This window comes from Streptomyces sp. NPDC005266 (assembly GCF_040607655.1).
In the GTDB taxonomy this organism is placed as follows: Bacteria; Actinomycetota; Actinomycetes; order Streptomycetales; family Streptomycetaceae; genus Streptomyces.
In genome coordinates this window covers 1-26,999 of the sequence record NZ_JBEXHC010000007.1, presented here as the reverse complement: position 1 = coordinate 26,999, position 26,999 = coordinate 1, and the positions used below count along the sequence as shown (strand labels likewise).

Sequence of the window (26,999 nt, the reverse complement as noted above, 5' to 3'; positions counted from 1 at the left end):
AACAGATCAGGACACCAGGACCCCGGAGGTGACCGCGGTCTCGGGGTGGCGGCGCATCTCCTCGGTGCAGGCGTAGCGCTTGAGCGGATCTCGTTCGCTGTCCGGGCCGCCGAGCATCACCTTGTGGTCCGCGTCCGCGGCCGTGGTGTCCGCGAAGGTGCAGACGATCTGTGCGAGCGCGAAGGACTGCAGCTCCTCGGGCGGCCGGTTCAGCCGCAGCGCCCGGTCCGGATCGTCCTTGGCCGGGCCGGAGACCGACACCCAGTCCGACACCGCCGTGGAGAAGCCGGCCGCCGTCTCCTCCGCCGTGGGCGGCTGTTCCAGCTGCTCCAGCAGCGCGCGGGCCACCTGCACGGGTTCCGGCGGCGCCTTCTCGTCCGTCAGCCGTGCGCTGCGGCTGACGGAGAGGACGCGCGAGGTGCACAGCAGATAGATGCGTACGGAGACCCGGCCCGCCGCCTCGGCGGACCGCCCGGACTCCGGCGCCCGGCAGGAAGCGCGCGAGGGCGCGGGCCCGGCGTCCACCGGCACCGAGGTGCCGCGGATGCCGCAACCGGCCGCCAGCAGCGTGACGGCGCCGGTCAGCAGGGCGGCGGCCGTCCGGGTCGTCCGGCTCCAGCGCGCGCTCATCGGGTGCCCTCCTCGTTCCTGCCGCCTCCGCCGCCTCCGCCGCCTCCGCCTCCGCCTCCGCCGCCAACGCCGCCGCCTCCGCCGCCTCCGTTCCCGGTCCCGTTCCCCTTCCCGTCCCTGGTCCCGTTCCCGGTCCCGTTCCCCTTCCCGTTCCTGGTCCCGTTCCCGTTCCCGGTCCCGTCCCCGTCCCCGGTCCCGTCCCCGTCCTCGTCCGCCGTGAGCCGCGAGGCGTCCATCGGCAGCCGCAGCGTGAAGACGGCCCCGCCCTCCGGGGAGTTCGCGGCGCTGATGTCGCCACCGTGGATATGGGCGTTCTCCATCGCGATCGACAGGCCCAGCCCGCTGCCCTCCGAGCGCGGGCGGGAGGCGCTCGCCTTGTAGAAGCGGTCGAAGACATGCGGCAGCACATCTTCCGGGATGCCCGGACCGTGGTCCCGCACCTTGATCACCAGCTCGTCGCCGTCGGTGCGCACCGAGACCAGCACCGGCGAACCGCCGTGCTTGAGCGCGTTCCCGATGAGGTTGGCCAGGATGACGTCCAGCCGCCGCGGATCCAGCCGGGCCACGATGCCGCGAGGCGCGCCCAGCTCCACCGCGTCCAGCCACGCCCGGGCGTCGATGCACGCCGTCACCTGGTCCGCGACATCGACGTCGTCGAGCACCAGCCGGGCCGTGCCCGCGTCGAAGCGGGTGACCTCCATCAGGTTCTCCACCAGGTCGTTCAGGCGCCGCGTCTCGCTCACCACCAGTTGCACCGCCGGGGCGATCATCGGGTCGAGCGAGTCGGCCTCCTCCTCCAGCACCTCCGTGACGGCCGTGATCGCGGTGAGCGGGGTCCGCAGCTCATGCGACATGTCCGCGACGAAGCGCCGGCTGGACGCCTCCCGCGCGGACAGCTCCGCAACCCGCTTCTGCAGCCGCTCGGCGGCCCGGTTGAAGGTGTGGGAGAGATTGGCCAGCTCATCGGAGCCGGAGACCTGGAGCCGGGTGTCGAGATGCCCCTCGCCCAGCCGGTGCGCCGCCTCCCCGAGCCGCTGCACCGGCCGCAGCACGGTGGCCGCGGCGGCCTGCGCGAGCAGCGCGGAGCCGATCAGTGCGAGCGCGGTGGCGATCCCCAGCGACCAGGCCAGGGAGTTCAGATCCTGGCGCTCGGTGTCCAGGGACTTGAGCAGATAGCCGGCCGGCCCGCCCCCGTTGACCTTCGCCCCGCCAACCAGGTACGGGGTGCCTTTCAGCGTGATCCGCTGCCAGTAGAGGTGGTACGGGGCGGTGTTCCCGTCCCCGACGGACCGCTTCTCGTCCACGGCGTGGCGCAGCACCGTGGGCACCACGTTCAGCGTGAAGAGATTCCCGGCCGAGGCCGCCACGCAGCTGCCCCCGCCCCGCGCCCGGGAGATCAGCAACACCTCGTACTTCTGGGTGTTGTCCGCCATGCGGTCCGCGGCGTCCTGCAATTCGGGACAAGTGGGCAGCGGGGGCAGCGGGTCGGTGTCGTCCTTGAGGGACTTGCGGAACTCGTCCAGCGCCGCGTCCTGGGTACGGGTCAGCACCGCGTCACGGTTCAGCCAGTACGCGATGGCCGACGCGGACACGGCGGCGGCCAGGGCCACCAGACCGAAGACGAGCATCAGCCGCAGCCGCAGGCTCAGCCACCGCAAGAGCCCCGCGGCCCAGCCCCGGGCGCGACCGGACTCTTCGCTCACTGCGCTCAATTCTGTACTTCTCCGCCCCCGGGTGCGCCCCTCATTGCGGTGCGTCCAGCCGGTAGCCCACGCCGCGGACCGTACGGATCAAGGTCGGCGACGACGGCACGTCCTCCACCTTGGCGCGCAGCCGCTGTACGCAGGCGTCGACCAGCCGCGAGTCCCCGAGATAGTCGTGCTCCCACACCAGCCGGAGCAGCTGCTGCCGCGACAGCGCCTGCCCCGGCCGGCGGCTCAGCTCCAGCAGCAGCCGCAGCTCGGTGGGGGTGAGCTGCAGGTCTTCCCCGTCCTTGGTCACCGTCATGGCCGCGCGGTCGATCACCAGGGACCCGAAGGCCGCGGAATCGCTGGCCTCCCGCTCGCCACGGCGCAGCACCGCGCGGATCCGGGCGTCCAGCACCCGCCCCTGCACGGGTTTGACCACATAGTCGTCCGCCCCCGACTCCAGGCCCACGACGACGTCGATATCGTCGCTGCGCGCGGTCAGCAGAATGATCGGCAGCTGGTCGGTGCGCCGGATGCGGCGGCACACCTCGAAGCCGTCGATCCCGGGCAGCATCACGTCCAGCACGATCAGATCCGGCCGCTGCTCGCGCAGCAGTTTCAGGCCGTCCTCACCCGTCGCCGCCGTCGCCACACGGTGGCCCTGGCGGGACAGAGAGAGTTCGAGGGCCGTGCGGATGGCGTCGTCGTCCTCGATCAGCAACAGGAAAGGCACGTTGGTCATTCTGGCCTACAAGGGGCCTGCAGTTCGACCGTCGGGGGTTTATCAGCCGGATCCCCTGTGACGAGGCTGTGACAGTCGACAGACACCCCCATGAAACTGGCCCGGCAAAGTCTTCTGTGCACCGGGCGGAACACCGGCCGGGGCAGCCAGCAGCGGACCGGCCAGGCACCACCGACGGGGGGCGCGAGATGAACACACTGCACTGCACCAACACGAGCGCAGTTCGCACGCGCCTTCACGACGCCGGTCGGACCAACGAGAAGTCCGGTGCCGTGAGCGGGCGGGGGTGCGCTCGCGGCACCGGGCGTCAGCGGCCGCCGTACATGGTGGCCATTGACGCGATCACGGGGGCCCAGGGGGCCGGTAACGGCCTCGAGGGAAACGGGGGACCGGGGGGACACGGGGGAAGCGGGGGAAGCGGGGGGAACGGGGGAAGCTCGTACAGGGAGGCCGAGGGGGAGCGGCGTACTGGCTCCGAGGCGGAGTTCACCGCCTACGTCCAGGAGCGCCGCGCTTCCCTGTACGCAACCGCCTACCACCTGACCGGCGACCGGTTCGAGGCCGAGGACCTGCTCCAGAGCGCGCTGTTCTCGACCTACCGGGCCTGGGACCGGATCAGCGACAAGGCAGCGGTCGGCGGCTATCTGCGCCGCACCATGACCAACTTGCACATCAGCGCCTGGCGTCGGCGCAAGCTCAACGAGTACCCGACGGAGGAGCTGCCGGAGACGGCGGGCGACCACGACGCGATGCGCGGCACCGAGCTGCGCGCCGTGCTCTGGCAGGCCCTGGCCCGCCTGCCCGAGCTGCAGCGCACGATGTTGGTGCTCCGCTACTACGAGGGCCGGACGGACCCGGAAATCGCGGACATACTCAACATCAGTGTCGGAACGGTCAAAAGCAGCATCTGGCGCTCGCTGCGCCGGCTGCGCGAGGACGAGAGCCTCAGCTTCGGCCGTGACGAGGAAGAGTCCTTCGGCGAACTGGTCGCCTGACGGCGACGGCACGACCGGAGGCGGGGGGAAGCACGGGGGACCGCGGGGGAACACGGGGGAACACGGGGGAACACGGGGGAATGAGGAGTAAGGCCGGACGGTCGGGGGATTGTCCGGTCTTACGCCTTTTTGTGCCTTAAACCGGCGCCGGGGCGTGGTGGCCCGCCGCGGCGGCCGCTATCCGTCCCATCGCCGCGTCCCTGCCGCAGGCGTACGCGCCCAGCGCCGTCTGCCGGGCCACGATCCCGCGCTCCGCACGCATCAGCCGCCAGCCGCGCCGCACCAGGTAGGGCGCGGACTTACGGCCCTCCCGCAGATCGCGCAGCAGCCGCCGCCGGAAGGTGGTGGAGGGGCGGCCACGCAGACAGATCGCGTCCGCGAGCACTCCCAGCTCGGCGCAGCGCCCGATGATGTCGGCCGCGAAGATCCCCTCGGCGATGAACAGCGCCGTACGGCCGATGTCCAGCGGCTCCTCGCCGATACGCGAGCTGGAGGCGATGTCGTACACCGGCACGGTCGTCCGTGACGTACGGCACAGCGCCTCGATCGCCGCGACCGCCCCGTCCGCGTCCCACGACAGCGGCGAGTCCCAGTCGGTGCCCCCGCCGCCCGCGAGCTGGGGGAGCGTGGGGTCCCCACCCTCCTTGTAGAAGTCGTCGAGGTTCAGCACGGGCAGCCCGGTGCGGGCGGCGAGGGACGACTTTCCCGAGCCGGAGGGGCCGGAGAGCAGGACGACGCGAGCGGAGGCGGGATGGATGGTCACGGAACACCAGTCTGACGCATCACGCTGCTTCCGGAACCCGCCGGGTCTGGGCCAAAAGGCGGCGTTCTCGTTCACTGCCGCGGGACGGCGTCGGTACCGTTCTGAGGACGACGACCCTGAACGGACGGAGCCACGGATGCCTGGCCGAACGCATGAGCACCGCAGGCCCGAGGCGCAGGGGGTGCGCTGATGCTGGAGGAAGCCGAGGAGATCGGACGCCGGGTCCGCCGGGCGCGCCTGCGGCTGGGGATGCCGCAGGCCGATCTGGCAGCCGCCTTGGGCAAGTCGCAAGGCTGGGTGTCGAAGATGGAGAACGGCCTGATCGAGTTGGACCGGGTCGGCCTGCTGAATCTGGTGGCGGCGGAGCTGCACATCCACCCGAACGACCTGATCGGCCGGCCGTACAACAGCTCTCCGGCAGAAAACCAGTGGCAGGTGGCCGCCGTGTCGATCCTCCGGGAGTTGCGCCGGTACGACCTGGCGCCGGTCTTCGAGGGCACACCCCGTTCCTCCGGCCAGTTGTGGGGCGAGGTGACTCGTCTGCACCGGCTGCGTGACGCCGCGGCGAATGTCGCCATTCTGCGGGTACTGCCGGATCTCTTCCGCGAGGCCCGCGCTCTGGGGGAGGTGACGTCGGGCCATGAGCGGGAGGAGGCGTACGCGATGTACGCGGTGTGCTGCAAGTTCACGCACACGGCCGCACATGCGCTCGGCCACCCGGAGTTGGTCGCCATGGCGTGTGAACGCGCTGCCTGGTCCGCGCGACTCTCCGGTGACCCGGTGCTGCCCGCGGTGGTGGACTGGATGCGGGTCTGGGACATGTGGGCAACCGCCGACTGGTCGGACGCCGTGACGCTGTCGGACAAGGCTCTCGCAGACATCCAGCGGGACTACGAGCGCGGAGAGCCGCTGGCCGTACGGGCATGGGGCAGCCTGCAGCTACGGGCGGCGGTTTCGGCGGCAAGGGGCGGACGGGCGAGTGAGGCCGAAGACCGCATCGCCTATGCCAAGGCCGCCGCCGACCGCCTCGGCGAACACACGGGCCCGCCCGTGTACGACCGGCATTCCATGACGTTCTCTCCCGGCAACGTCCAGATCCATGCCATCAGCGTCGCGCTGGAGATGGGCAAACAGACCAAGGCCCTGGACATCAACCGCCGTACCAGCCCTGAGCTGGTCGCCGCGCTGCCCAACTCCCGTCGGGGACATCACCACATGGACCTGGCGCGCGCCTGGCTGTGGGACGGCAACCGGGACAAGGCCCTCACCGAGCTGGAGACCGCCGAGCGGACCGCGCCCCAGCTCGTCCGGAACCACCCCATCGCGCGGTCCACGTTGCGGAGCATCGTCTACGCTGAACGAACCGCCGCCCGGGAGAAGCTGCGTCGTATGTCCGACCGCTTCCGTCTCGACGCCTAAAGCGTATTCCTCCGATTCATAATCGCCGCTGGCTCGGCATCTAGCGTCATGGGGCATGACCGGACGACTCCTCCCTCATCTCCCCGCCCAGGGGCCTCGGTTAGGAACATCGGGTCCCTTCTGCCCGCGCCTCGGTGACCTGGCCCGCGACACCGCCCGCGACGGCCGGATCGGCGTCGTGGTCGCTCTGCCCGGCGAAGGCGCGGCGACCTACCACCTCAAGCCGCCCGGCGGCGGCTGTGAATGGGCGGCCCCTGCCGACGGCTCGACCCTGCGCCCCGTAGCGGCTATGGTCACGCACCTCACCCCGATCAAGCGCGACGCTGTCTACGATCACCGCGCTCAGCAAGGGGCGCTCGCGATCCTGGTGCACCGTGAGGACGGCAGCACCAGCGAATCCGTTCTCGTCCTCACCCCAGGCGAGGTCGAGCTGTACCACCTTCAGTTGGGGTCGCCGTAGCAATGGCCGCAAAAACAACGGATATCGCTGAGCTGGGACGATGCCTCTCGGAGAACGGTGTCGTCCGGGCCACTCGTATCGAGGGAGGCAGCACTGAACGCCGGGCACCCCGCAGCCACTGACGGCGGGATCAGCAGCCCTCTTCGCGCCGTGTCTTGAGGAGCGGACGGGTCGTTCACCATGCGATGCGGTAAGCCGTCGATACGACAGAGACCGCCGTGTGCGACTGCTTGTGGTGGGGGTTCTCGATGGCGACCCGTGTGTTCGCTGATGACGAGCTGGCGCGGCTGCGCGGCTTTCCGGAGATCAACAAGGAAGAGCTGATCCGGTTCTTCACGCTGACGCCGGCGGACGTGGGTTTCATTGATCCGGGCCGCGGCCGTAGCCCGAAGGACCGGCTCGGGCTGGCGGTCCAGCTGTGCACCCTGCCGTGGCTCGGGTTCGTCCCGGACGATGTCGCTTCGGCGCCCCCGGCGGCGGTGGCCCGGCTCTCTGAGCACCTTCAGGTCCCGGTGGGCGAACTGCGGTTCTACGGTGAGCGGAAGCAGACCCGTACCGGGCACCTGCGTGAGGTGACCCGGTATCTGAACTGGAAGCCGGTGAAGACGCTGGAGCTGAAGGAGCTGGACGAGTTCTTGCTCGCTCGCGCGATGGAGCACGATTCCCCGTCGCTGCTGTTCCGCCTGGCCTGTGAGCATCTGGCGTCCTCGCGGGTGGTGCGGCCCGGGGTGGTGAAGCTGCTGGAGCGGGTGGCCACGGCGCGGGCGGAGGCGGGGCGGGAGACGTACCAGCGGGTGCGGCATCTGCTGACGCCGAAGCTGATGGGCGAGCTCGACGGGCTGCTGGCCGTGGACTCGGCGATCGGAACGACACGTCTGAACTGGCTGTCCAAGGGCGCGACCGGAGACTCGGCGAACGCGGTCAAGGGCCGAGCTGGGCAAGCTGGGCTTCCTGCGTGGCATGGACGCCCACACTCTGGACCTGACGAGTCTGCCCGCGGAGCGGCGCCGGTTCCTGGCGACGGTCGGGCGTCGACTGACCGCGCAGTCGCTGGACCGGCGCGAGCCGCAGCGGCGGCATCCGATCCTTTTGACGGTGCTCTCGCAGTCCGCCGCCGATGTGCTGGACGAGGTCATCAGCCTGTTCGACCAGGCCGTCTCGGCGAGGGAGAGCCGGGCGCGCATCAAGATGCGGGACGCGCTGGCGGCCCGCGCCGCGGCCGGGGAGGGGCGGCAGGCCCTGCTGGACGAGATCCTGCCGGTCCTGGTCGACATCGGGATCGAGGACGAGATGGTCGGCGGCCTGCTGCGGAACACCATCGGCATGGACCGACTGCGGGCCGCGCTCGCCCAGGCCACCGGCAGGCTGCCGCGCGACAACGGTCACCTGGCGATGCTCGACAACTCCTACACCTACCTGCGGCAGTTCACCCCGGACGTGCTGAAGGCGATCAGCTTCACCGGCGGCACGGGCACCGAGGCCCTCATGGAGGCCGTGCAGGTCCTGAAGAAGCTGAACGCGGACGGAGCCCGGAAGGTCCCCGACGGCGCGCCGACGGACTTCGTGCCCGCCAAGTGGGCCGGCTACCTGGAGCAGGCCGCCAGGGACCGGGACGTCACGGCGTACCGACACTTCTGGGAGCTGACGGTGCTGCTGAGCCTGCGCGACGGACTCCGGTCGGGGGATGTGTACGTGCCGTCCTCTCGCCGGTACGCCGACCCGGCGTCGTACCTGTTCACGCCCACACAGTGGGAGGGACAGCGGGAGCAGTTCTGCCAGCTGGTCGGCAAGCCGACCGACGCCCGGATCGCGCTGGACGCGTGCGAGGAAGAGCTGGCGGCCGCGATGGGCGACCTGGAAAAAGTGCTGGCCAACCGGAAGGCGGGCACCGGCGAGGTGCGGCTGTCGCCGGACGGGGAGCTGATCATCCCGCCGCTGTCGGCGGAGGACATCCCGGCCGAGGCCGCCGAGCTGAAGGAAGAACTCGCGGAGCTGCTGCCACTGGCCCCGATCGCCTCGCTGCTGGTCGAACTCGACCGCCGCACCGGCTTCCTGGACAGCCTCACCCACGCCGGCGGCAAGCAGACCCGCTCGCCGGAGCTCAAGCGCAACCTGCTGGCCGTGCTGATCGCGAACGCGACGAACCTGGGCCTGGTCCGGATGGCGGACGCGTGCGGGATCTCCTACGACATCCTGGCCTGGACCCAGGAGTGGTACATCCGTGAAGAGACCCTGGCCGCGGCGAACGCCGCGGTCGTCAACTACCACCACCGCCTCCCGCTGACCCAGGCGTTCGGCGGCGGCACGCTGTCCTCCTCGGACGGGCAACGGTTCCCGGTGAAGGGCAAGTCGACCACAGCACGGGCCATGAAGAAGTACTTCGCCGGTCAGGGCCTGTCGACGTACACCCACGTCTCGGACCAGCACACCACGTTCGGCACGAAGGTCATCGTGGTCACCCGCCGGGAGGCGCACTACGTGCTGGACGGGATCATGGGCAACAAGACCGACCTGCCCGTCACCGAGCACGCCACCGACACGCACGGCGTCACCCTGGTCAACTTCGCGCTGTTCGACCTGGTGGGCATGCAGCTGTCCCCGCGCATCCGCGACCTGGGGAAGATCGCGCTGTACCGGATGGACCCGCAACGGAACGTCAACAGCCTGTGGCCGGTGGCGGGGCCGCTGCTCACCCAGAAGATCAATATGGGGCTGATCGAGGAGAACTGGGACGATCTGCTGCGGCTGGCGGGGTCGATCAAGTTCGGGCACGCCACCGCCTCGTTGATCGTGGGCAAGCTGTCCGCCTCCTCCCGGCAGAACACTCTGGCGGCGGCGCTGAAGGAGTACGGGGCGCTTCGCCGTACGGTCTACGCCGCCCGCTATCTGGCAGACGAGGCCTACCGCAGGAAGATCGCCCGGCAGCTGAACAAGGGCGAGTCCCTGCACTCCCTGCGCCGCAGCCTGCTGTACGCGCACGAGGGCGCGATCCGCCACCGCCACCTGGCCGCGCAGACCGAGCAGGCGTGGTGCCTGACGCTGCTGACCAACTCGGTGGTGACCTGGACGACGGAATACTACGGACTGGCCATCGCGCAGATGCGGGCCGAGGGCCGGGCGGTCGACGACGAACTCCTCGCGCACATCTCCCCGGCCCACTCCGAGAACGTGAACTTCTTCGGCACGATCGCCGTGGAAGTCGACACCGAACTCGCCAAGCTCGATCCGGCCGGCTACCGCCCGCTGAGGTCTCGGCGCCCGGACCGGCCCTGAGGGGGCCAGTGCCCTCGTAGCAGCCACGTTGAACCGGCATCCGGGGCACGGTCCGCCGAGGGCGCAAGTAGGCGGTGGGGTCTGGGCGGAGTCGCGGCTGGGAGTGTGTCCATCGGTCCCGCATTTGGTCAGCGCGGTCCTCGGATGCTGTCGATGATGCGGGTCCAGTTGTCGCTGCCGTGTCCGTTCTCGATCGCGCGCCGGTAGTGGGCCTGCACGGCCAGGGGGAGCGCGAGGTCGAGGCCGAGTGACGTGCTGGTCTCGACGATGTGGTCGGACGTCGCGCCCATCATGGTGACCGTGCTGAGGTCGCCGGGATGCTCTCCGGCATCCAGTGCGGCGCCGGGGGTCTCTTCGCCGGCCCTCAGAATGGCGCCGATCGAGTCGGCGGAGGAGAGCAACTCCGGCAGTGTTTCCTTGGCCTTCATTCCTGCGGTGCCCAGCATCGCGGTGGCGTGCATCAATGCGGACAAGGTGGTGAGGAACACCGCGAGCTGGGCTTGGTACATCATCTGGGCGAGGCCAGGATCCTCGCCCAGATGCTTTGGCGTGCCGAGCTGTGCCAACACCGCCCGATAGTTCTCCATCACCTCGTCGGGGCCGCTGTAGTAGACATGGGCCGCCTCCGTGCCGACCATCGGCGCGGGAACCATGACACCTCCGGTGAGAAAGGCGGCGTCGTGGCCCGCTGCCCAGGTTGCTGCCTCGCGTGAGCGGTCGGGAGTGTCGGAGCTCAGGTTGACCAGCGTCCGGCCGGCGAGCGATGCGGTGGCGCTGTCGAGGATGTCGTACATCGCCTGGTAGTCGGTGAGGCTGAGGATCACGAGGTCACTCGCTTCGACCGCTTCACTGGGTGTCGCCGCGAGCGTTGCTCCGTCGGCGACGACGCCGTCGGCCCGGCCGGCGGTGCGGTTCCAGACGGTGACCGGGTGGCCGGCGGTGAGGAGGGTGCGAGTCATCGCCTGGCCCATCGGGCCAAGCCCGATCACGGTGACAGCGCTGTCTTGCCTGGTGGTGTGGTTCTGTTGTTCGTTCACACCCCCCATACTCGGAGAGCGCCACTACTCTCGGAAGTACCCACTATTTTCTGCGGTACTTACCTTTTCGTAAGGGGGATCAGCGATGGCCAAAGCGCCGAGACGCGGGCCTTACATCTGCGGCATCGACGCTGCGCTCGACGTAGTGAGTGGCAAGTGGAAGGGACTGATCCTCTGGGAACTTGACGCCCATCGCGTACGCCGCTTCGCCGAGCTCCGTCGCAGTCTGCCGGGAGTGAGCGAGAAGATGCTGACGCAGCACCTGCGGGAGATGGAGGAGGACGGTCTCGTGCACCGGGAGGTCTATGCCGAGGTGCCGCCACGGGTGGAGTACTCCCTGACCGAGCACGGGCGCACGCTCAGTCAAGCGCTCGGGCCGCTCGGCGCCTGGGGGGGTGAACGGATGCGTCGCGAAGGCTTCGAAGTGGTCGACGTAGCCGAGACCTCACACGGCTAATTAGCAATCGAGGGCCGGAGCGCCGCTTTCGCCTGTCTCACAAGCATGACTTCCAGTTCAACTGGCAGTCGGGTCAGTCGGGTGAGGACGTCATGGTCTGGCCCATGGGTGAAGACACCATTCGCGTCCAGCGCTGCGCGGATGAGAACGGCAACCTGATACCCGGCAGCGTCCAAGTCACCTCGAACTACGTTTCCAAGGGCGTAATCGGGCATTTCGCGGAGCAGGCCACGGGCCGAGAGCAGATCGTGAAGTGAACGCCCGTCAATTCGCGGTAACAAGCTCGCGAGTGATCAATGTGCTGAAGGGGTACGTAGACCATCCACGTGCAGTGCCAGGTGCACGGACAGCGAGTCGTCTACGGCCAGTACGACAACGACGGCTGGTCGTACCTCCCGGCCTACGGCGGGTGGATCAGCAACATCTTCATCAGCGGAAACTCCATGGTGAAGCGGGTGCCGGACTGCGGTAGCACCAAGACGCCGGAGCACCGCGCCGACGTTCCGCGTGTGCCGGCGCCGAAGTCGGTGACACCGGCTCCGGAGCTCCTCGAGCCGTTCAAGGCACTCTCCGACAGCGCCCCGACTCCGCAGGCGCCGTCGCAGTCGCCAAGCGCGCCGCGCCCAGCGAGACACCGGACCCGCAGTTGCCGTTGGCCATCGGGGACCTCGGGCTCACGCACTAACCGCTCGTGTCCGCGACAGGCCCGCGCCCACGCCATGGGGAGCGCGGGCCTGCCAAGGCCAGGTGAAGACGGACCCTAGACGCCCATGGGGTGCCACACCGTCTTCGTCTCCAGGAAGGAGAGCAGTCGGCCGGTGCCGGGGTCGGCGGACCAGTCCACAGGCTGTGGACGGACGACGCGCTTGAGATTCTCCGCGGCGGCCTTCTCCAACTCGACGGCGAGGTCCGGGCTCGCGCCCGTGAGGTCGATCGCGTTGACGTCCTGGTGGGCGGCGAGCGGGGTGGCGATCTCCGCCGTCCTGCCGGAGAGCAGGTTCACCACGCCACCGGGGACGTCGGAGGTGGCCAGGACCTCGGCGAGGGAGAGGGCGGGGAGCGGGTGGGTCTCGCTCGCCACGACGACGACCGTGTTGCCGGTGACGATCGCGGGGGCGATCACCGAGACCAGGCCGAGGAAGGACGAGTCCTGGGGGGCCAGGACGGCCACCACGCCCGTCGGTTCCGGGGTGGAGAGGTTGAAGTACGGGCCCGCGACGGGGTTCGCCGATCCGGCGATCTGGGCGACCTTGTCGGACCAGCCCGCGTACCAGACCCAGCGGTCGATCGCCGCGTCCACCTGGGCGGCCGCCTTGGCCTTGCTCAGCCCCTCGCCGGCGGCGACCTCGTGGATGAACTGCTCGCGGCGGCCCTCCAGCATCTCCGCGACGCGGTAGAGGATCTGGCCGCGGTTGTGGGCGGTGGCGCCGGACCAGCCGCCGACGGCCTTACGGGCGGCGACCACCGCGTCCCGGGCGTCCTTGCGGGAGGCCAGGGGGGCGTTGGCCAGCCAGCGGCCCTTGCCCGCCGCGCCGGCGGCTGATGAAGCTGCGGTCACCTCGTACACCCGCCCGCTCTCGGACCGGGGGAACTTGCCCCCCACGAACAGCTTGTAGGTCTTGAGCACGGAGAGTCGATCAGACATCGAGATATGCCTCCAGGCCGTGGCGGCCGCCCTCGCGGCCGTAACCCGACTCCTTGTAGCCACCGAAGGGCGAGGCGGGATCGAACTTGTTGAACGTGTTGGACCACACGACACCCGCCCGGAGCTTGTTCGCCATCCACAGGATCCGCGAACCCTTCTCCGTCCAGATGCCGGCGGAGAGGCCGTACGGGGTGTTGTTCGCCTTGGCGACCGCCTCTTCCGGGGTACGGAAGGTGAGGACGGACAGCACCGGGCCGAAGATCTCCTCGCGGGCGATCCGGTGGGCCTGGGTGACCCCGGTGAACAGGGTCGGCACGAACCAGTAGCCGGAACTGGGCAGTTCGCACTCCGGCGCCCAGCGCTCGGCACCCTCGGCCTCGCCCGCGTCGGCCAGCGAGCGGATACGGGCCAGTTGCTCGGCGGAGTTGATGGCGCCGATGTCGGTGTTCTTGTCCAGCGGGTCGCCGACGCGCAGGGTGCGCATCCGGCGCTTGAGGGCGTCGAGGAGCTCGTCCTGGATGGATTCCTGGACCAGGAGGCGGGAGCCCGCGCAGCAGACATGGCCCTGGTTGAAGAAGATCCCGCCGATGATGCCCTCGACGGCCTGGTCGAGGGGCGCGTCGTCGAAGACGATGTTCGCGGCCTTGCCCCCGAGTTCGAGGGTGACCTTCTTGTCCGTGCCGGCGACGGTGCGGGCGATGGCCTTGCCGACCTCGGTCGAGCCGGTGAAGGCCACCTTGTCGATGCCGGGGTGGGCGACCAGCTCGGCGCCGGTCGAACCGTCACCGGTGATGATGTTGACGACGCCCTTGGGGAGCCCCGCCTGGCGGCAGATGTCCGCGAAGAAGAGCGCGGAGAGCGGGGTGGTCTCGGCGGGCTTGAGGACGACCGTGTTGCCGGCCGCCAGGGCTGGGGCGATCTTCCAGGCCAGCATCAGGAGGGGGAAGTTCCACGGGATGATCTGGCCCGCGACGCCCAGCGGCCGGGGGTTGGGGCCCCAGCCGGCGTACGCCAGCTTGTCGGCCCAGCCCGCGTAGTAGAAGAAGTGCGCGGCGACCAGCGGGAGGTCGGCGTCACGGGACTCGCGGATCGGCTTGCCGTTGTCCAGCGACTCCAGGACGGCCAGTTCGCGGGAGCGCTCCTGGATGATCCGGGCGATCCGGAAGAGGTACTTGGCGCGCTCGGAGCCGGGGAGGGCCGACCAGCCCTCGAAGGCCTTACGGGCGGCCTTGACGGCCCGGTCGACGTCCTCGGCGTTGGCCTGGGCGACCTCGGACAGGACCTCTTCGGAGGAGGGGGAGAGCGTCTTGAAGACCTTGCCGTCGCCCGCCTCGCTGAACTCGCCGTCGATGAACAGGCCGTAGGACGGTGCGATGTCGACGACCGCGCGTGACTCGGGCGCGGGTGCGTACTCGAAAACTGGCATGGCGAATCAGTCCACCGTCACATAGTCGGGACCGGAGTACCGGCCGGTGCTCAACTTCTGGCGCTGCATCAGCAGATCGTTGAGCAGGCTGGAGGCGCCGAAGCGGAACCAGTCCGCGGACAGCCACTCCTCGCCCAGCGTCTCATTGACCATTACCAGGTACTTGATCGCGTCCTTCGAGGTGCGGATGCCGCCCGCGGGCTTCACCCCCACCTGCACGCCGGTCGCGGCGCGGAAGTCGCGGACCGCCTCCAGCAGGACGAGCGTGACGGGCGGGGTCGCGTTGACGGCCACCTTGCCGGTGGAGGTCTTGATGAAGTCGGCTCCCGCGAGCATGGCCAGCCAGGACGCACGGCGCACATTGTCGTACGTCTGGAGCTCACCGGTCTCGAAGATGACCTTGAGGTGTGCGGCGGTGCCGCTGCCGTCCTCGCGGACGCACGCCTCCTTCACCTTCCGGATCTCCTCGAAGACCTCCATGTAGCGCCCGGAGAGGAAGGCGCCGCGATCGATCACCATGTCGATCTCGTCGGCCCCGGCGGCCACCGCGTCACGGGTGTCGGCGAGCTTGACCGGCAGCGCGGCCCGGCCGGAGGGGAAGGCCGTCGCAACGGCCGCCACCTGGATGTCGGAGCCGCCGCTGTCGGCCAGGGCCTTCTTGGCGGTGGCCACCATGTCACCGTAGACGCAGATCGCCGCGACCTTGGGGACCGTGCGGTCGGTGGGGTCGGGGTGGACGCCCTTGGCGCACAGCGCCCGGACCTTGCCCGGGGTGTCCGCGCCTTCCAGGGTCGTCAGGTCGATCATCGAGATGGCCAGGTCGATGGCGTACGCCTTCGCCGTGGTCTTGATCGAGCGGGTGCCGAGGGTCGCGGCTCGGGCCTGCAGGCCGACCGCGTCGACGCCCGGCAGGCCGTGCAGGAAGCGGCGCAGCGCGCCATCGGTGGCGGTCACGTCGGCCATCGACGCGATTCGCTCCGCGGCCTCTTTGCCGTGTGCGGGAACTTTGGTGGGCATGGTCACCACACGAGCATATCTACGCGCGTAGCGGCTGTCATCCCCCGGTCTCGGAATCCTTCACCGCGGACGCTCCGGAATCCTTTGCGCCGGACGTGGTGCACAATCTGCGTCATGACGAGCCCGGACGACTCAGCCTCCTCCTCCCACCGGCCCGAGCGGGAGCCCGGTCAGGGGTCTGCCCAGGAGCCCGGTCAGGGGTCTGCCCAGGAGCCCGGCCAGGAGCCCGAGCCCGCACCCGACCAGGAGAACACATTCTCCGATCGCGTCTACCGGTCCCCGGCCGGGATCGCGGGCGGTGTGCTGCTGCTGGCCCTCGGGGCCTGGCTCGGCATCGACGCGATCCTCGGCGGCGAGGGGCGGACCCCCTGGCTGGCGCTGGCCGGGCTGCTGTTCGCGGTGCCGGTGGTCATCGCCTTCACCGTACGACCGGCGGTGTACGCGGGCGCGGACCGGCTGCTCGTACGCAACCCCTTCCGCACCATCGCGCTGCCCTGGGCCTCGGTCGACGCGCTGCGCGCCGGCTACACCAGCGAGGTGCTGGCGGGCGGGGCGAAGTACCAGCTGTGGGCCATCCCGGTCTCACTGCGGCAGCGCAAGCGGGCCGCGCGGCGGCAGGCCCGGGCGGCCACCGAGGACCCCTTCGGCCGTACGTCCACGCGGGTCGCGGTGGACGCCGACGAGGACCGGCTGGCCCCGTCCGACGCGGCGATCGGCAATCTGCGCGAGCTCGCCGAGACCAACGCCGGGCGGGCGGGCGCGCAGGGCGCTCCCGAGGTGCGGTGGGCGTTCGAGGTCATCGCCCCGACGCTGGCCGGTGCGGTGCTGTTGGTGGTCATGCTGGCCATGGGGTGAGGCCGCGCACCTCCTTGAGGCCGCGTACCTCCTTGAGGCGTAGCTCCTTGAGGCCGCGCAGCTCCTTGCGCCGCGCAGCTCCTTGCGCCGCGTGGTCCCTCAAGGAGCGCTCGGCCAGACCAGGGCCATATAGGCGCCCAGGTACGCCGAGGACAGCACCACCCCGCCCAGCACCAGCGCCCGCGTCCTCGCGGAGGCCCGTACGATCGCCACGGCGGCCGGCAGCAACAGCGGGAAGCCAGGCAGCAGAAAGCGGGCGCGCGGAAAGTAGACACCGCCGCTGCCCAGCACGATCAGCAGCAGCACCCCGGTGAAGACGAGGAGCGGCAGCGGCTGCCGCGCGGCGAGCGACAGCGCGTACAGCACCGGCGCGGCGACCAGACAGAGCGAGACGACGATCAGGAACATCTGCGGACGCGGCTCATAGGCGAGGATCCAGCGGAGCGCGCGGAGGGTGTCCGCGCCGCCGTCCCACTCGTTCGTCCAGGTCCGCTGGGCCGCGAAATAGCCGTCCCAGCGGCCCAGGCGGTGGCCCACCCAGCCGAGGTAGCCGAGCCAGCCCAGGGGCGCGAGGAGGCCGCCCAGGGCGATGCGGGCGGGGTGTGCGGTGGGGGCTGGGCCTTTGCCGTTGGCCGGGGGGCCGTCGTTCTCCTTCCTGGATGTGCCGCCGTTCTTGGCGCGCCGGCGGGCGATGAGTGCCACCATCGCCGTGATCGAGACCGCCGCGGCGACCGCGACGCCGGTCGGCCGGGTGAGCCCGGCGAGCAACGCCAGCCACCCCGCCCACACCCAGCGCTCGGTCAGCACGGCGTACAGCGACCAGGCCGTCAGCGCCGTGAACAGCGACTCCGTGTAGCCCATCGACTGCACGATCGCCACCGGCGTCGCCCCCCACAGCACCGCGAGGACCACGCCCACCCGGCGGCCGTGGAGCCGGTCGCCGACCGCGAAGATCCCCCAGGCGGCGATGAGCGACGCGGTGAGCGAGAGCAGCAGGCCGACGCTGGCGCTGGAGCCGGGGGTGACCGCCGCGATGGCCTTGACCAGCATCGGATAGAGCGGGAAGAACGCCAGATTGCTGTGCAGGCTCGTCAGGACATGGGCGTAGCCGTCGTCGGCGATCCCCAGATACCACTTGGAGTCCCACTGGTATGCCAACTGCGGCCAGACGCCGTGGCCCTTGAGGTGCGCCCATTTGGTGAGCACGGCGATGCCGAGGAGGCGGACGGCGGCGTAGCCGAGGATGGCCGGCGCGGCGTGGCGCAGCGGTGAGCGCGGGGGTGCGGGGGCGGGGGCCGATGGGCCGGCCGTTTCGTCTGGGGGCGGTGTTGCTGCTGCCAAGGACGCGTTCGGTGACACTGCGGCAACTCCCGGGCCAGAGGACTCAGATGACCAGGTTGTCCCGGCCCGGGAGCGAGTGCCGTGGGCGGTTGCGACGGGTGCAGTAGGTGATTCACCCGTGCGGTGGGGATGGGTCCCGCTCGGTCGGATCCCCGCTTGGTCGGATCCCCGCTCGGTCGGATGCCCGCTCGGTCGGATGCCCGCTCGGTCGGATCCCCGCTTGGTCAGGACCCCGCTCGGTCGGATCCCCGCTTGGTCAGGACCCCGCTCGGTCAGATCCCCGCCGCCGTGGAGAGATCCGTTGTGAGTGTCGCCAGCACCCGGTCCGCCGTCGTACGGGCTGTGGTGAGCGCGTCCGCCCCCGGGACGTCGATCACCACCTCCAGGTAGCACTTCAGCTTCGGCTCGGTGCCGCTCGGGCGGACGATCACGCGGGCCGAGCGGACGGTTCCGTCGCCGGAGAGGTGGTAGCGCAGCCCGTCCGTCGGGGGGAGGCTCCCGCTGCCCCGCGACAGGTCCTCCGTGGACATGACCTCCAGGCCCGCGAGCTCGGTCGGCGGCTGTTCGCGCAGCCGCTTCATCGCCGTGCCGATCAGGGACAGGTCCTCGACGCGTACGGACAGCTGGTCGGTGGCGTGCAGACCGTGGGCCACGGCGATGTCGTCCAGCAGGTCCGAGAGGGTACGGCCCTGCTCCTTGAGCTCGGACGTCAGCTCGGCGACCAGCAGCGCCGCCGTGATGCCGTCCTTGTCGCGGACGCCCCCCGGGTCCACGCAGTACCCCAGCGCCTCCTCGTAGGCGTAGCGCAGCCCGTCCACGCGCGCCAGCCACTTGAAGCCGGTCAGCGTCTCCTCGTACGGCAGGTGGGCGTCCTCCGCGATCCGGGAGAGCAGGGACGAGGAGACGATCGTCGTCGCGAACGTGCCGCGGGCCCGCTTGTGGACGAGGTGGGTCGCGAGGAGGGCCCCTACCTCGTCCCCGCGGAGCATGCGCCACCCCGCGTCGGTGGTCGCGGTGGCGCCCACGGAGGCCGTCGGTACGGCTACCGCACAGCGGTCGGCGTCCGGGTCGTTGGCGATGATGATGTCCACGCCGTCGCCGTCGGCGTCCCGCGCCAGCTCGCGGGCGGTCGCGAACGCCAGGTCCATCGCGCCCGGCTCCTCCGGGTTGGGGAACGCGACCGTCGGGAAGGCCGGGTCCGGCTCGGCCTGCTCGGCGACCACCGTGGGGGGCGGGAAGCCGGCGCGGGCGAAGGCGGCGGTGAGGGTGTCGCGGCCGACGCCGTGCATCGGGGTGTAGACGACATGGGCGTTGCGCGGCGAGCCGGGGGTGAGGACGGCGTCGGTGCGGGCCAGGTACGCGTCGAGGATGCCGTCGTCCAGGGTCTCCCAGCCGGTGTCCGGGCGGGGAACGTCGTTCAGGCTGCCGACCGCGGCGATCTCGGCGGCGATCTCGGCGTCGGCGGGCGGAACGATCTGGGAGCCGTCGCCCAGGTAGACCTTGTAGCCGTTGTCGCGCGGCGGGTTGTGGCTCGCCGTGACCTCGATGCCCGCGACGGCGCCGAGGTGGCGGATCGCGAAGGCGAGGACGGGGGTGGGGAGGGGCCGGGGGAGCAGGGCCGCGCGGAAGCCGACGCCGGTCATGACGGCGGCGGTGTCGCGGGCGAAGTCGGCGCTCTTGTAGCGGGCGTCGTAGCCGATGACGACGAGGCCGCCCCGGGTGTCGTCCTGCTGGGCGAGGTAGGCGGCGAGACCGGCGGCGGCGCGGATGACGACGGCGCGATTCATGCGCATGGGGCCGGCGCCGAGCTCACCGCGGAGGCCGGCGGTGCCGAACTGAAGGGTGCCGGAGAACCGCTCGGCGAGCTCGTCGAGCGCCTCGGCGTCGAGCAGGGCGCGGAGCTCGTCGCGAGTCTCGGGGTCGGGGTCCTCGGCGAGCCAGGTGCGGGCCTGGGAGATGAGGTCGGGCTCCATGGTGGCCTCCTGGGGGTGGCTGCGGTCGCTGGGGTGGCTGCGGTGGCTGCGGTGGCTGCCGGGTGCGGGTGGGGTGGGGGTGCGCTGTCGGTTGGTACGGGGTGCGGGTGCGGGGCGGCCTCCGGGGCGGGGGCCTGGACCGTATCTTCACGGCGGCTCGGCGACGAACGCGCAGCGCCGCGCCCTCCGCCCGGTGCCGCGGAGCGTGAGGTGGGCCGGAGATCGGCGCCACAAATACACGTCAGCGTCCACGCCCCCCACCCTGCACCCCCGCCCCCTCCCGTATCGTCGGCGGCCTCCGGGCCGGTGGCCAGGCCCCGCCAGGTCCGGGACTCGGCGGGTGGGCGGCCTCCGGCTGGGGGTCTGGGCCCCTGCCTCCGGCCCGTCGCCCCGGCCCGGTGCACGGTTCCCTGGTGGCCTCTGTGGTCCGGGGATCGCCCGCATTCCAGCCCGTCCGGCGATTGAGGGCAGGCCCGCAGGGCATCGGGATGCCCGAACACCCAGCCTCTCCGGCGCTTGGGGGCCCTGCCCCCGCAGGCGCCCACGGCCCGCGCACTGTTCAGTTGGCGGCCACCCCCTGGGTACCCGCGCAGGACGGGGTGATGCCGTCAGGGGGCCCGCCCCCACGGGCGGGCCCTTGGTCACAGGCGGTCGAGGACCTGCGCGAGGAGGCTGCCCATCCGCGCGGCGGAGTCGCGCCCGGCCTGCAGGACCTCTTCGTGGTTGAGGGGCTCGCCGGTCATTCCGGCGGCGAGGTTGGTGACGAGCGAGATGCCCAGGACCTCGGCGCCCGCCTCACGGGCGGCGATGGCCTCCAGGGTGGTGGACATGCCGACGAGGTCGGCCCCGAGGGTACGGACCATGTTGATCTCGGCCGGCGTCTCGTAGTGCGGGCCGGGGAACTGGGCGTAGACGCCTTCTTCCAGGGTCGCGTCGATCTGCTGGCAGAGGGCCCGAAGCCGGGGTGAGTAGAGGTCGGTGAGGTCGACGAAGTTGGCGCCGACGATGGGGGAGGTGGCCGTGAGGTTGATGTGGTCGCTGATCAGCACCGGCTGGCCGGGCCGCATGCCTTCGCGGAGGCCGCCGCAGCCGTTGGTGAGGACGATGGTCTTGCAGCCGGCGGCGACGGCGGTGCGGACGCCGTGGGCGACGGCGGCGACGCCGCGGCCTTCGTAGTAGTGCGTACGGCCGAGGAAGACCAGCGCTCGCTTGTCGTTGCTCTTGTACGAGCGGATCTTGCCGGCGTGGCCCTCGACGGCGGGCGGCGGGAAGCCGGGCAGCTCGGTGACGGGGAACTCGTGTTCCGGGGTTCCGAGGGCGTCGGTGGCGGGGACCCAGCCGGAGCCCAGGACCACGGCGACGTCATGGGTCTCCGCACCGGTCAGCTCGCGCAGGCGCGTGGCGGCGGCGTCGGCGGCGGCGTGGGGGTCGCCCTGGTTGTCCCAAGTAACTGATGCGTTCACGCGCACGAGGGTAGCCGGAAACGGCCTACGCGCGTAGACGGACCCGGTCGGCGGTGTTCGGATCGTTGTGATTCGGCCGGCGCTAGCAGGGGCGTTTGCGCAGTTCCATGACGTAGTCGTGGGGCGCCCCGGCGGATTCGGCGGCGTCGGCGATCTCGCCGAGGTAGCGGGCGGAGGGGAGGCCGCCCTCGTAGCCGTTGAGGACGTAGAGCCAGGCCGGCTCCTCGCCGTCCAGAGTGTGGACGCGGATCCGCATCCGGCGGTATATGTCGAGCCCGACGCCCTCCCACCGGTCCATGGAGTCCTCGTCCATGGGGGCGATGTCGTAGAGGGCGACGAAGACCTGGGAGCGCGGGGCCTCCACGATGGTGGCGAGGGCTCCCTCCCAGCCCATCTGCTCGCCGCCGAAGGTGAGGCGCCAGCCGGTGATCCAGCCCGTGCCGCGCAGCGGTGAGTGCGGTGCGCGGCGGGACATCAGCCGCGCGTCGAGGTTGCCGGCGTACGCGGCGTAGAGCGACATGGATCAGAGGGTACGGGAGAGGGGTGGAGCGACCCCGGGGGTGGCGTCCCGAACCCCCGGGGGAAGGGTATCCGTCCGGTGCGGGACAATGGAGCATGTGACTCGGATCGTGATCATTGGTGGCGGACCCGGCGGCTATGAGGCGGCGCTGGTCGCCGCGCAGCTCGGCGCGGAGGTGACCGTCGTCGACACCGACGGTCTGGGCGGGGCGTCGGTGCTCACCGACTGTGTGCCGTCGAAGACGTTGATCGCCACCGCGGAGGTGATGACGACGTTCGACTCTTCGTACGAGGAGTTGGGGATCATTGTCGCCGATGACACTCCGCCGCTGGAGCAGGCGGCCCAGGTGGTGGGCGTGGACCTGGGCAAGGTCAACCGCCGGGTGAAGCGGCTCGCGCTGGCGCAGTCGCATGACATCACTGCCTCGGTGACGCGCGCCGGCGGCCGGGTGATGCGCGGGCACGGGCGGCTGGAGCCGTCGCAGGCGCCGGACGGGTCGCGGAAGGTGATCGTCCGGGCAGTGGACGGGACCGAGGAGACGCTGGTCGCGGACGCGGTGCTGGTGGCGACCGGCGCCCATCCGCGGGAGATCCCGGACGCGCTGCCGGACGGTGAGCGGATCCTGAACTGGACGCAGGTGTACGACCTCGACGAGCTCCCCGAGGAGCTGATCGTGGTCGGCTCCGGTGTCACGGGCGCGGAGTTCGCGGGCGCGTATCAGGCGCTGGGGTCGAAGGTCACGCTGGTGTCGAGCCGGGACCGGGTGCTGCCGGGTGAGGACCCGGACGCGGCGGCTGTGCTGGAAGACGTCTTCCGGCGGCGGGGCATGAATGTGATGTCCCGGTCGCGGGCGGCGGCCGTCAAGCGAGTCCCCGGACCCGCATCGGAACAGGGACCCTCCTCGCCGAAGGCGGGCGAGGAGGGACGGGTGGGCGACCGGGTGGAGGTCACGCTGTCCGACGGGCGGGTCATCACCGGCAGCCACTGTCTGATGGCGGTCGGCTCGATCCCGAACACGGAGGGCATCGGTCTGGAGGAGGCCGGGGTCAGGCTCAGGGAGTCGGGGCACATCATCGCCGACAAGGTGTCGCGCACCAGCGCGCCGGGCGTCTACGCGGCCGGTGACTGCACCGGGGTGTTCGCGCTGGCGTCGGTGGCGGCGATGCAGGGCCGGATCGCGATGTACCACTTCCTCGGTGACGCGGTCACCCCGCTGAATCTGAAGACGGTGTCCGCGAACGTCTTCACGGATCCGGAGATCGCCACGGTCGGCTACTCCCAGGCCGACGTGGACTGCGGGAAGATCGACGCCCGGGTGGTGAAGCTGCCGCTGCTGCGCAACCCGCGGGCGAAGATGCAGGGCATCCGGGACGGCTTTGTGAAGATCTTCTGCCGCCCGGGCACCGGCATCGTGGTCGGCGGCGTCGTGGTCGCGCCGCGGGCGAGCGAGCTCATCCACCCCATCTCGATCGCGGTGGACAACAACCTGACGGTCGAGCAGATCGCCAAGGCGTTCACCGTCTACCCGTCGCTGTCCGGGTCGATCGCCGAGGTGGCGCGGCAGTTGCACACCCGGAAGATCCAGGAAGAGGCGTAGGTCTGCCCTTATAGCAGCTTGCGGCCTCGCAGATGAACAACTTCTGCTAATTAGTGCAAGCTGCTGAAAACAGACAGTCGTTGCCGTTACTGTCAGTTTCGTGTTCGCTGCTGAACGTCGTCAATTGATCCTTGAAATGGTGCGTGCGAACGGAGCCGTGTCGCTCCGGGAGCTCGCCCGTGTCGTCCAGACCTCCGAAGTGACCGTACGGCGTGATGTGCGGGCGCTGGAGGCAGAAGGACTGCTCGACCGCCGGCACGGCGGTGCGGTGCTGCCGGGCGGATTCACCAGGGAGTCCGGCTTCCCGCAGAAATCCCATCTAGCGACCGCCGAGAAGACGGCCATCGCCGATCTCGCGGCCGGTTTCGTCGACGAGGGCGAGGCCGTCGTGGTCGGCGCCGGGACGACCACGCAGGAGCTGGCCCGCCGGCTCGCGCGGGTCCCGGGGCTGACGGTGGTCACCAATTCCCTGCTGGTCGCACAGGCGTTGGCCCATGCCAACCGGGTCGAAGTCGTGATGACCGGCGGCACTCTGCGCGGCTCCAACTACGCCCTGGTCGGCAGCGGCGCCGAGCAGTCCCTGCAGGGGCTGCGCGTCTCGCGCGCCTTCCTGTCCGGCAGTGGGCTGACCGCCGAGCGCGGGCTGTCCACGTCCAACATGCTCTCGGCCAGCGTCGACCGGGCGCTGGTCCAGGCCGCGGCGGAGGTGGTCGTGCTCGCCGACCATACGAAGCTGGGCACCGACACCATGTTCCAGACGGTGCCCACCGATGTGATCACCCGGCTGGTCACCGATGAGCCGCCCGCCCATGACGACCGTGCCCTGACCGAGCTCCAGGCCCTCGCGGACCAAGGGGTTCAGATCGCCGTGGCCGGGCCGGGCGCGGGGTCCGGCCCGGCCGGCGGCGAGGCCGGCTCGGCGGGGCGGCAGGCGGGGCGGCTCGGCCCGCCCCAGCCGCGCGGCAGCGAGGAGGGACTGCCACTGCCGGGGCCGCGCCGTAACCATCCGCATCCGCCCGGCCCCGGCACCGCCCAGCTGCGCGGCGCGGCGCCGCTGACGGAGCAACAGCCGGGCCGGGTGGCGGATCTGGCGCCACGCCGCCGCTGACAGGGCGTGCGGGCGCGGGAAGCGGCCCTCGGGCCGGTGGGCCGTGCGGTCGGTGGGTCGCACCGTGCGGTCGGTCGGCCGTGCCGTGCGGCCCGTGGGTCAGCGGGCCTTGAGTCCGGTGAAGGTCAGGGCGAGCAGCCGGTCGGCCAGCTCCGGGTCGTCCGGCGACTGCTCCACGGCCAGCGCGATCGCGTTGGTCAGCTGCATCAGATCGGCGATGACCACATCGGGCCGCACCGCCCCGGCCCGCTGAGCGCGGGCGAGCAGCTCGCTGCCCGCCTCGCGCAGCGGCAGACCGCAGCCGCGGGACAGCTCGGAGCTCTCGTCCGCCGAGCACGCCATCAGGGCCTGGGCGAGCCCCCGGTACGTACTCGCGTGGTGGACGATCGCCCGCAGCCAGTCGACCAGCGCATGACACGGCTGCGGTGCCTTGGCCAGCTCGCGCGAGTGCGCCAGCAGGGCGCACATCTCGCCCTGGAAGACCGCGCCCATCAGCGCGGTGCGGTTGGGGAAGTGCCGGTAGAGCGTGCCGATGCCGACGCCAGCGCGGCGCGCGATGTCCTCCAGCGAGGCGTCGGTGCCGTGCTGGGTGAAGGCCGTACGGGCCTCCGCCAGCAGCCGCTCGTAGTTGCGGCGCGCGTCGGCGCGCATGGGGCGCGGTGGCGTCTGCGCCGTGGCTGTCTCGATCGCCATCGCGGTCCTCCCTGTCGTGCCCGGCCGTACCTGCCTGTAGGTCAAGCATGCCATTACGTGACCGGGGGGTGTCCTGGGCGGTCTCCGGGCGGCTGGATGTCGGGACGGTAGCGAAGGGGGTAACGACAGGCGCGATTCAGGGAACGGAACGGAAAACAACGTCCTTGCCGGGCAACGCCGTTTCACGCAATCGCCATCCAACACGGCGCAGGCACCGTGCGTTGCGGTGTGCCCGGGAGTGGAAGAACCAATGGGACTGACCAGTCGATCGCTCGAGTATGTGATGATCGCCGTCGCCGTGGTGTGCGTGGCGCTCACGGCCTGGCTGTGGCCGCGCTTCGCCGGTCGCACCGTGCGGGCCTGGCTGGGCCGGCTCGGCTCCCTCGCCGTGACGCAGGGCGCGATCGTCGCCGCGCTGGCCCTCGCGGTCAATGCCAACTTCCAGTTCTACGGGTCCTGGGACGAGCTGCTGGGCGGGGGCGAGGAGGCTCCCGCCGCCCTCTCCGACCTGGGCGGCGGCGGAGCGCAGGCGGCGAACGTGTCGGGCGGGCTGGTGCAGTCCGCGCCGCCGCAGGGGCTGGACAAGGTGCGCGGGCTGCCCAGTGGCCGCCCCGAGACGGCCGGGAAGGTCGAGTCCGTACGGATCCTGGGCCGCCGCAGCCAGGTGGCCAACCCCGCTTACGTCTATCTGCCGCCGCAGTACTTCCAGCGCCAGTACGGCCGGCAGCGCTTCCCGGTCATCGTGGCGATCAGCGGCTACCCCGGCGGGTCCTATCTGCTGGCGCAGCATCTGCGGGTGCCCCGGACCGCCGGCGGGCTGATCCGCACCGGGGCGACGCAGCCCTCGATCATCGTGATGGTGCGTCCCACCATCGCCCCGCCGCGCGACACCGAGTGCGTGGACGTCCCCGGTGGGCCGCAGGCCGAGACGTACTTCGCCCGGGACCTCCCCGAGGCGCTGGAGAACCATTACCGGGTGGGCCACGACCCCAGCGCCTGGGGGGTGCTGGGCTACTCCTCGGGCGGCACCTGCGCCCTCCAGCTGACCCTGCGCCATCCGCGGGTCTACAGCGCCGCGGCGGCCCTGTCGCCCGACTACCGGGTGGTCAACGACCCGACCACCGGCGATCTGTTCGGCGGCGGTCCGGAGGGGGAGCGCAGGAAGCGGGAGCACGATCTGATGTGGCGGCTGCGGAACCTGCCCCAGCCGCAGGTGTCGGTGCTGGTGGCCTCCAGCCGTCACGGCGAGTCGGACTACGGTGCCACCCGGGCGTTCCTGGGCGCGGTCCGGCCGCCGATGAGCGCGGAGTCGATCATCCTGGACAAGGGCAGTCACAACTTCCGTACCTGGCGGCGTGAGCTGCCCGCGGCCCTGCGGTGGATGAGCGGCCGACTGACCTTCCCGCAGGACGTGGTGAGGGGCCGCTGAGGCGAGCCGACGCGACGCGGCGGGGCCCCGGCCGGATCGTCCCGCCGGGGCCCCGCCGCATGCGGTGGTGGAGCGTCAGTCCTTGATCTCGCAGATGACCGCGCCGGAGGTGAGGGAGGCACCGACCTCGGCCGTCAGGCCCTTGATGGTGCCCGCGCGGTGGGCGTTGAGCGGCTGTTCCATCTTCATGGCCTCCAGGACGACGATGAGGTCGCCCTCGGCCACGGTGTCGCCCTCGGAGACGGCGACCTTGACGATGGTGCCCTGCATCGGGGAGGCCAGAGCGTCACCGGAGGCGGCGGAGCCGGACTTCTTGGATGCCTTGCGCTTGGGCTTCTTCGAGGCGGCAGCCGGTGCGGCGGCCACTCCCAGCGAGGCGGGGAGGGAGACCTCCAGGCGCTTTCCGCCGACCTCGACGACGACGGTCTCGCGGGCGCCGGTGTCTTCGGCTTCGTCGGCGCCGGTGGG

At 70.9% G+C, this 26,999-nt stretch carries 24 protein-coding genes and 1 pseudogene; 11 read left to right on the top strand and 14 right to left on the bottom strand.

Translation table 11 applies throughout. The features are described 5' to 3' along the window. Nucleotides 1-6: 6 nt before the first annotated feature. The 3 genes from ABZU99_RS15755 to afsQ1 all read right to left on the bottom strand — a co-directional run bounded on the left by ABZU99_RS15755 (nt 7) and on the right by afsQ1 (nt 3,051). Entirely contained in the window at nt 7-630 is a 624-nt protein-coding gene (locus ABZU99_RS15755; protein ID WP_356047523.1) for a hypothetical protein, read from the bottom strand. Further along, the gene (locus tag ABZU99_RS15750; protein WP_356047640.1) at nt 627-2,258 is read right to left on the bottom strand and encodes a HAMP domain-containing sensor histidine kinase; all 1,632 of its coding nucleotides are present in this window, start codon (nt 2,256-2,258) and stop codon (nt 627-629) included. Before ABZU99_RS15750 ends, ABZU99_RS15755 begins: the two co-directional genes overlap by 4 nt. 115 nt (nt 2,259-2,373) lie before the next feature. Further along, the gene (afsQ1, locus tag ABZU99_RS15745) at nt 2,374-3,051 is read right to left on the bottom strand and encodes a two-component system response regulator AfsQ1 (RefSeq protein WP_355946649.1); all 678 of its coding nucleotides are present in this window, start codon (nt 3,049-3,051) and stop codon (nt 2,374-2,376) included. 197 nt (nt 3,052-3,248) lie between these two features. Here afsQ1 and ABZU99_RS15740 point away from each other — a divergent pair, with 197 nt between their 5' ends. After that, on the top strand, nt 3,249-4,055 hold the full coding sequence (locus tag ABZU99_RS15740) for a SigE family RNA polymerase sigma factor (protein ID WP_356047520.1): 807 nt from the start codon (nt 3,249-3,251) through the stop codon (nt 4,053-4,055). A 136-nt stretch (nt 4,056-4,191) separates the two neighbouring features. Here the strand turns inward: ABZU99_RS15740 and ABZU99_RS15735 are convergent, their stop codons facing one another. After that, complete coding sequence (locus tag ABZU99_RS15735) at nt 4,192-4,818, bottom strand: ATP-binding protein (protein ID WP_355946655.1); 627 nt, start codon at nt 4,816-4,818, stop codon at nt 4,192-4,194. 189 nt (nt 4,819-5,007) lie between these two features. Between ABZU99_RS15735 and ABZU99_RS15730 the strand changes: the two genes are divergently transcribed. From ABZU99_RS15730 to ABZU99_RS15715, 4 genes and pseudogenes are all read left to right on the top strand, one after another. Further along, nucleotides 5,008-6,237, top strand: coding sequence for a helix-turn-helix transcriptional regulator (locus ABZU99_RS15730; RefSeq protein WP_356047518.1), 1,230 nt, complete (start codon nt 5,008-5,010; stop codon nt 6,235-6,237). A 55-nt stretch (nt 6,238-6,292) separates the two neighbouring features. Next, a complete protein-coding gene (locus ABZU99_RS15725; RefSeq protein WP_355946661.1) occupies nt 6,293-6,697 on the top strand; it encodes a hypothetical protein in 405 nt (134 codons plus the stop codon). Between the two features lie 248 nt (nt 6,698-6,945). Next, nucleotides 6,946-7,395, top strand: a pseudogene (locus ABZU99_RS15720) (DUF4158 domain-containing protein); the annotation flags it as partial. 235 nt (nt 7,396-7,630) lie between these two features. Beyond that, a complete protein-coding gene (locus ABZU99_RS15715; RefSeq protein WP_356047639.1) occupies nt 7,631-9,970 on the top strand; it encodes a Tn3 family transposase in 2,340 nt (779 codons plus the stop codon). 128 nt (nt 9,971-10,098) lie between these two features. On the opposite strand, the gene ABZU99_RS15710 is transcribed toward ABZU99_RS15715, so the two are convergent. Then, nucleotides 10,099-11,016: an NAD(P)-binding domain-containing protein gene (locus tag ABZU99_RS15710; protein WP_355946664.1), complete on the bottom strand. Its 918-nt coding sequence runs from the start codon at nt 11,014-11,016 to the stop codon at nt 10,099-10,101. 76 nt (nt 11,017-11,092) lie between these two features. On the opposite strand from ABZU99_RS15710, the gene ABZU99_RS15705 reads away from it, so the two are divergent. Further along, a complete protein-coding gene (locus tag ABZU99_RS15705) occupies nt 11,093-11,464 on the top strand; it encodes a helix-turn-helix domain-containing protein (RefSeq protein WP_356047516.1) in 372 nt (123 codons plus the stop codon). A gap of 104 nt (nt 11,465-11,568) precedes the next feature. Beyond that, nucleotides 11,569-11,721: a hypothetical protein gene (locus ABZU99_RS15700; RefSeq protein WP_355946668.1), complete on the top strand. Its 153-nt coding sequence runs from the start codon at nt 11,569-11,571 to the stop codon at nt 11,719-11,721. Between the two features lie 503 nt (nt 11,722-12,224). Here the strand turns inward: ABZU99_RS15700 and ABZU99_RS15695 are convergent. From ABZU99_RS15695 to deoC, 3 genes are read right to left on the bottom strand one after another with little or no spacing between them, the layout of a single operon-like run. Continuing rightward, the gene (locus ABZU99_RS15695; RefSeq protein WP_355946670.1) at nt 12,225-13,109 is read right to left on the bottom strand and encodes an aldehyde dehydrogenase family protein; all 885 of its coding nucleotides are present in this window, start codon (nt 13,107-13,109) and stop codon (nt 12,225-12,227) included. Beyond that, nucleotides 13,102-14,535 carry an aldehyde dehydrogenase family protein gene (locus ABZU99_RS15690; RefSeq protein WP_355946672.1) on the bottom strand — a complete coding sequence of 478 codons (1,434 nt, stop codon included), beginning with the start codon at nt 14,533-14,535 and terminating at the stop codon, nt 13,102-13,104. Before ABZU99_RS15690 ends, ABZU99_RS15695 begins: the two co-directional genes overlap by 8 nt. Nucleotides 14,536-14,541: 6 nt before the next feature. Further along, entirely contained in the window at nt 14,542-15,552 is a 1,011-nt protein-coding gene (gene deoC / locus ABZU99_RS15685; RefSeq protein ID WP_355946731.1) for a deoxyribose-phosphate aldolase, read from the bottom strand. Between the two features lie 114 nt (nt 15,553-15,666). On the opposite strand from deoC, the gene ABZU99_RS15680 reads away from it, so the two are divergent. Further along, a complete protein-coding gene (locus tag ABZU99_RS15680) occupies nt 15,667-16,407 on the top strand; it encodes a PH domain-containing protein (RefSeq protein ID WP_356047513.1) in 741 nt (246 codons plus the stop codon). 99 nt (nt 16,408-16,506) lie between these two features. Here the strand turns inward: ABZU99_RS15680 and ABZU99_RS15675 are convergent, their stop codons facing one another. The 4 genes from ABZU99_RS15675 to ABZU99_RS15660 all read right to left on the bottom strand — a co-directional run bounded on the left by ABZU99_RS15675 (nt 16,507) and on the right by ABZU99_RS15660 (nt 21,704). Beyond that, complete coding sequence (locus ABZU99_RS15675; RefSeq protein WP_355946733.1) at nt 16,507-17,673, bottom strand: mannosyltransferase family protein; 1,167 nt, start codon at nt 17,671-17,673, stop codon at nt 16,507-16,509. 347 nt (nt 17,674-18,020) lie between these two features. Next, nucleotides 18,021-19,721, bottom strand: a complete 1,701-nt coding sequence (locus ABZU99_RS15670) for a phospho-sugar mutase (protein ID WP_355946678.1) — start codon at nt 19,719-19,721, stop codon at nt 18,021-18,023. Nucleotides 19,722-20,362: 641 nt separating this feature from the next. After that, the gene (locus ABZU99_RS15665; RefSeq protein ID WP_355946681.1) at nt 20,363-21,184 is read right to left on the bottom strand and encodes a purine-nucleoside phosphorylase; all 822 of its coding nucleotides are present in this window, start codon (nt 21,182-21,184) and stop codon (nt 20,363-20,365) included. 82 nt (nt 21,185-21,266) lie between these two features. Further along, nucleotides 21,267-21,704 (bottom strand): gamma-glutamylcyclotransferase, encoded by a 438-nt coding sequence (locus ABZU99_RS15660; protein ID WP_355946684.1) that lies wholly within the window; start codon nt 21,702-21,704, stop codon nt 21,267-21,269. Here ABZU99_RS15660 and ABZU99_RS15655 point away from each other — a divergent pair. Both ABZU99_RS15655 and ABZU99_RS15650 read left to right on the top strand, forming a co-directional pair. Continuing rightward, the gene (locus ABZU99_RS15655; RefSeq protein WP_356047510.1) at nt 21,703-23,301 is read left to right on the top strand and encodes an NAD(P)H-quinone dehydrogenase; all 1,599 of its coding nucleotides are present in this window, start codon (nt 21,703-21,705) and stop codon (nt 23,299-23,301) included. The two genes, ABZU99_RS15660 and ABZU99_RS15655, sit on opposite strands and share 2 nt — an antisense overlap. Before the next feature lie 124 nt (nt 23,302-23,425). After that, nucleotides 23,426-24,409: a DeoR/GlpR family DNA-binding transcription regulator gene (locus tag ABZU99_RS15650; protein ID WP_356047636.1), complete on the top strand. Its 984-nt coding sequence runs from the start codon at nt 23,426-23,428 to the stop codon at nt 24,407-24,409. A 99-nt stretch (nt 24,410-24,508) separates the two neighbouring features. Here ABZU99_RS15650 and ABZU99_RS15645 read toward each other — a convergent pair whose 3' ends face one another. Further along, entirely contained in the window at nt 24,509-25,102 is a 594-nt protein-coding gene (locus ABZU99_RS15645) for a helix-turn-helix domain-containing protein (RefSeq protein ID WP_355946690.1), read from the bottom strand. A 250-nt stretch (nt 25,103-25,352) separates the two neighbouring features. Between ABZU99_RS15645 and ABZU99_RS15640 the strand changes: the two genes are divergently transcribed. Continuing rightward, the gene (locus ABZU99_RS15640) at nt 25,353-26,531 is read left to right on the top strand and encodes an alpha/beta hydrolase-fold protein (RefSeq protein ID WP_356047507.1); all 1,179 of its coding nucleotides are present in this window, start codon (nt 25,353-25,355) and stop codon (nt 26,529-26,531) included. A 75-nt stretch (nt 26,532-26,606) separates the two neighbouring features. Here ABZU99_RS15640 and ABZU99_RS15635 read toward each other — a convergent pair. Beyond that, a partial coding sequence (locus tag ABZU99_RS15635) for a biotin/lipoyl-containing protein (RefSeq protein WP_356047505.1) occupies nt 26,607-26,999 on the bottom strand: 393 nt, incomplete at its 5' end.

Coding starts and splice junctions, on each gene's coding strand:
- ABZU99_RS15755 (WP_356047523.1), bottom strand. CDS start 630: ATGAGCGCGCGCTGGAGCCGGACGACCCGGACGGCCGCCGCCCTGCTG.
- ABZU99_RS15750 (WP_356047640.1), bottom strand. CDS start 2,258: ATGCTCGTCTTCGGTCTGGTGGCCCTGGCCGCCGCCGTGTCCGCGTCG.
- ABZU99_RS15740 (WP_356047520.1), top strand. CDS start 3,249: ATGAACACACTGCACTGCACCAACACGAGCGCAGTTCGCACGCGCCTT.
- ABZU99_RS15730 (WP_356047518.1), top strand. CDS start 5,008: ATGCTGGAGGAAGCCGAGGAGATCGGACGCCGGGTCCGCCGGGCGCGC.
- ABZU99_RS15725 (WP_355946661.1), top strand. CDS start 6,293: ATGACCGGACGACTCCTCCCTCATCTCCCCGCCCAGGGGCCTCGGTTA.
- ABZU99_RS15710 (WP_355946664.1), bottom strand. CDS start 11,016: ATGGGGGGTGTGAACGAACAACAGAACCACACCACCAGGCAAGACAGC.
- ABZU99_RS15705 (WP_356047516.1), top strand. CDS start 11,093: ATGGCCAAAGCGCCGAGACGCGGGCCTTACATCTGCGGCATCGACGCT.
- ABZU99_RS15700 (WP_355946668.1), top strand. CDS start 11,569: ATGGGTGAAGACACCATTCGCGTCCAGCGCTGCGCGGATGAGAACGGC.
- ABZU99_RS15695 (WP_355946670.1), bottom strand. CDS start 13,109: ATGTCTGATCGACTCTCCGTGCTCAAGACCTACAAGCTGTTCGTGGGG.
- ABZU99_RS15690 (WP_355946672.1), bottom strand. CDS start 14,535: ATGCCAGTTTTCGAGTACGCACCCGCGCCCGAGTCACGCGCGGTCGTC.
- deoC (WP_355946731.1), bottom strand. CDS start 15,552: ATGCCCACCAAAGTTCCCGCACACGGCAAAGAGGCCGCGGAGCGAATC.
- ABZU99_RS15680 (WP_356047513.1), top strand. CDS start 15,667: ATGACGAGCCCGGACGACTCAGCCTCCTCCTCCCACCGGCCCGAGCGG.
- ABZU99_RS15670 (WP_355946678.1), bottom strand. CDS start 19,721: ATGGAGCCCGACCTCATCTCCCAGGCCCGCACCTGGCTCGCCGAGGAC.
- ABZU99_RS15655 (WP_356047510.1), top strand. CDS start 21,703: ATGGATCAGAGGGTACGGGAGAGGGGTGGAGCGACCCCGGGGGTGGCG.
- ABZU99_RS15660 (WP_355946684.1), bottom strand. CDS start 21,704: ATGTCGCTCTACGCCGCGTACGCCGGCAACCTCGACGCGCGGCTGATG.
- ABZU99_RS15645 (WP_355946690.1), bottom strand. CDS start 25,102: ATGGCGATCGAGACAGCCACGGCGCAGACGCCACCGCGCCCCATGCGC.
- ABZU99_RS15640 (WP_356047507.1), top strand. CDS start 25,353: ATGGGACTGACCAGTCGATCGCTCGAGTATGTGATGATCGCCGTCGCC.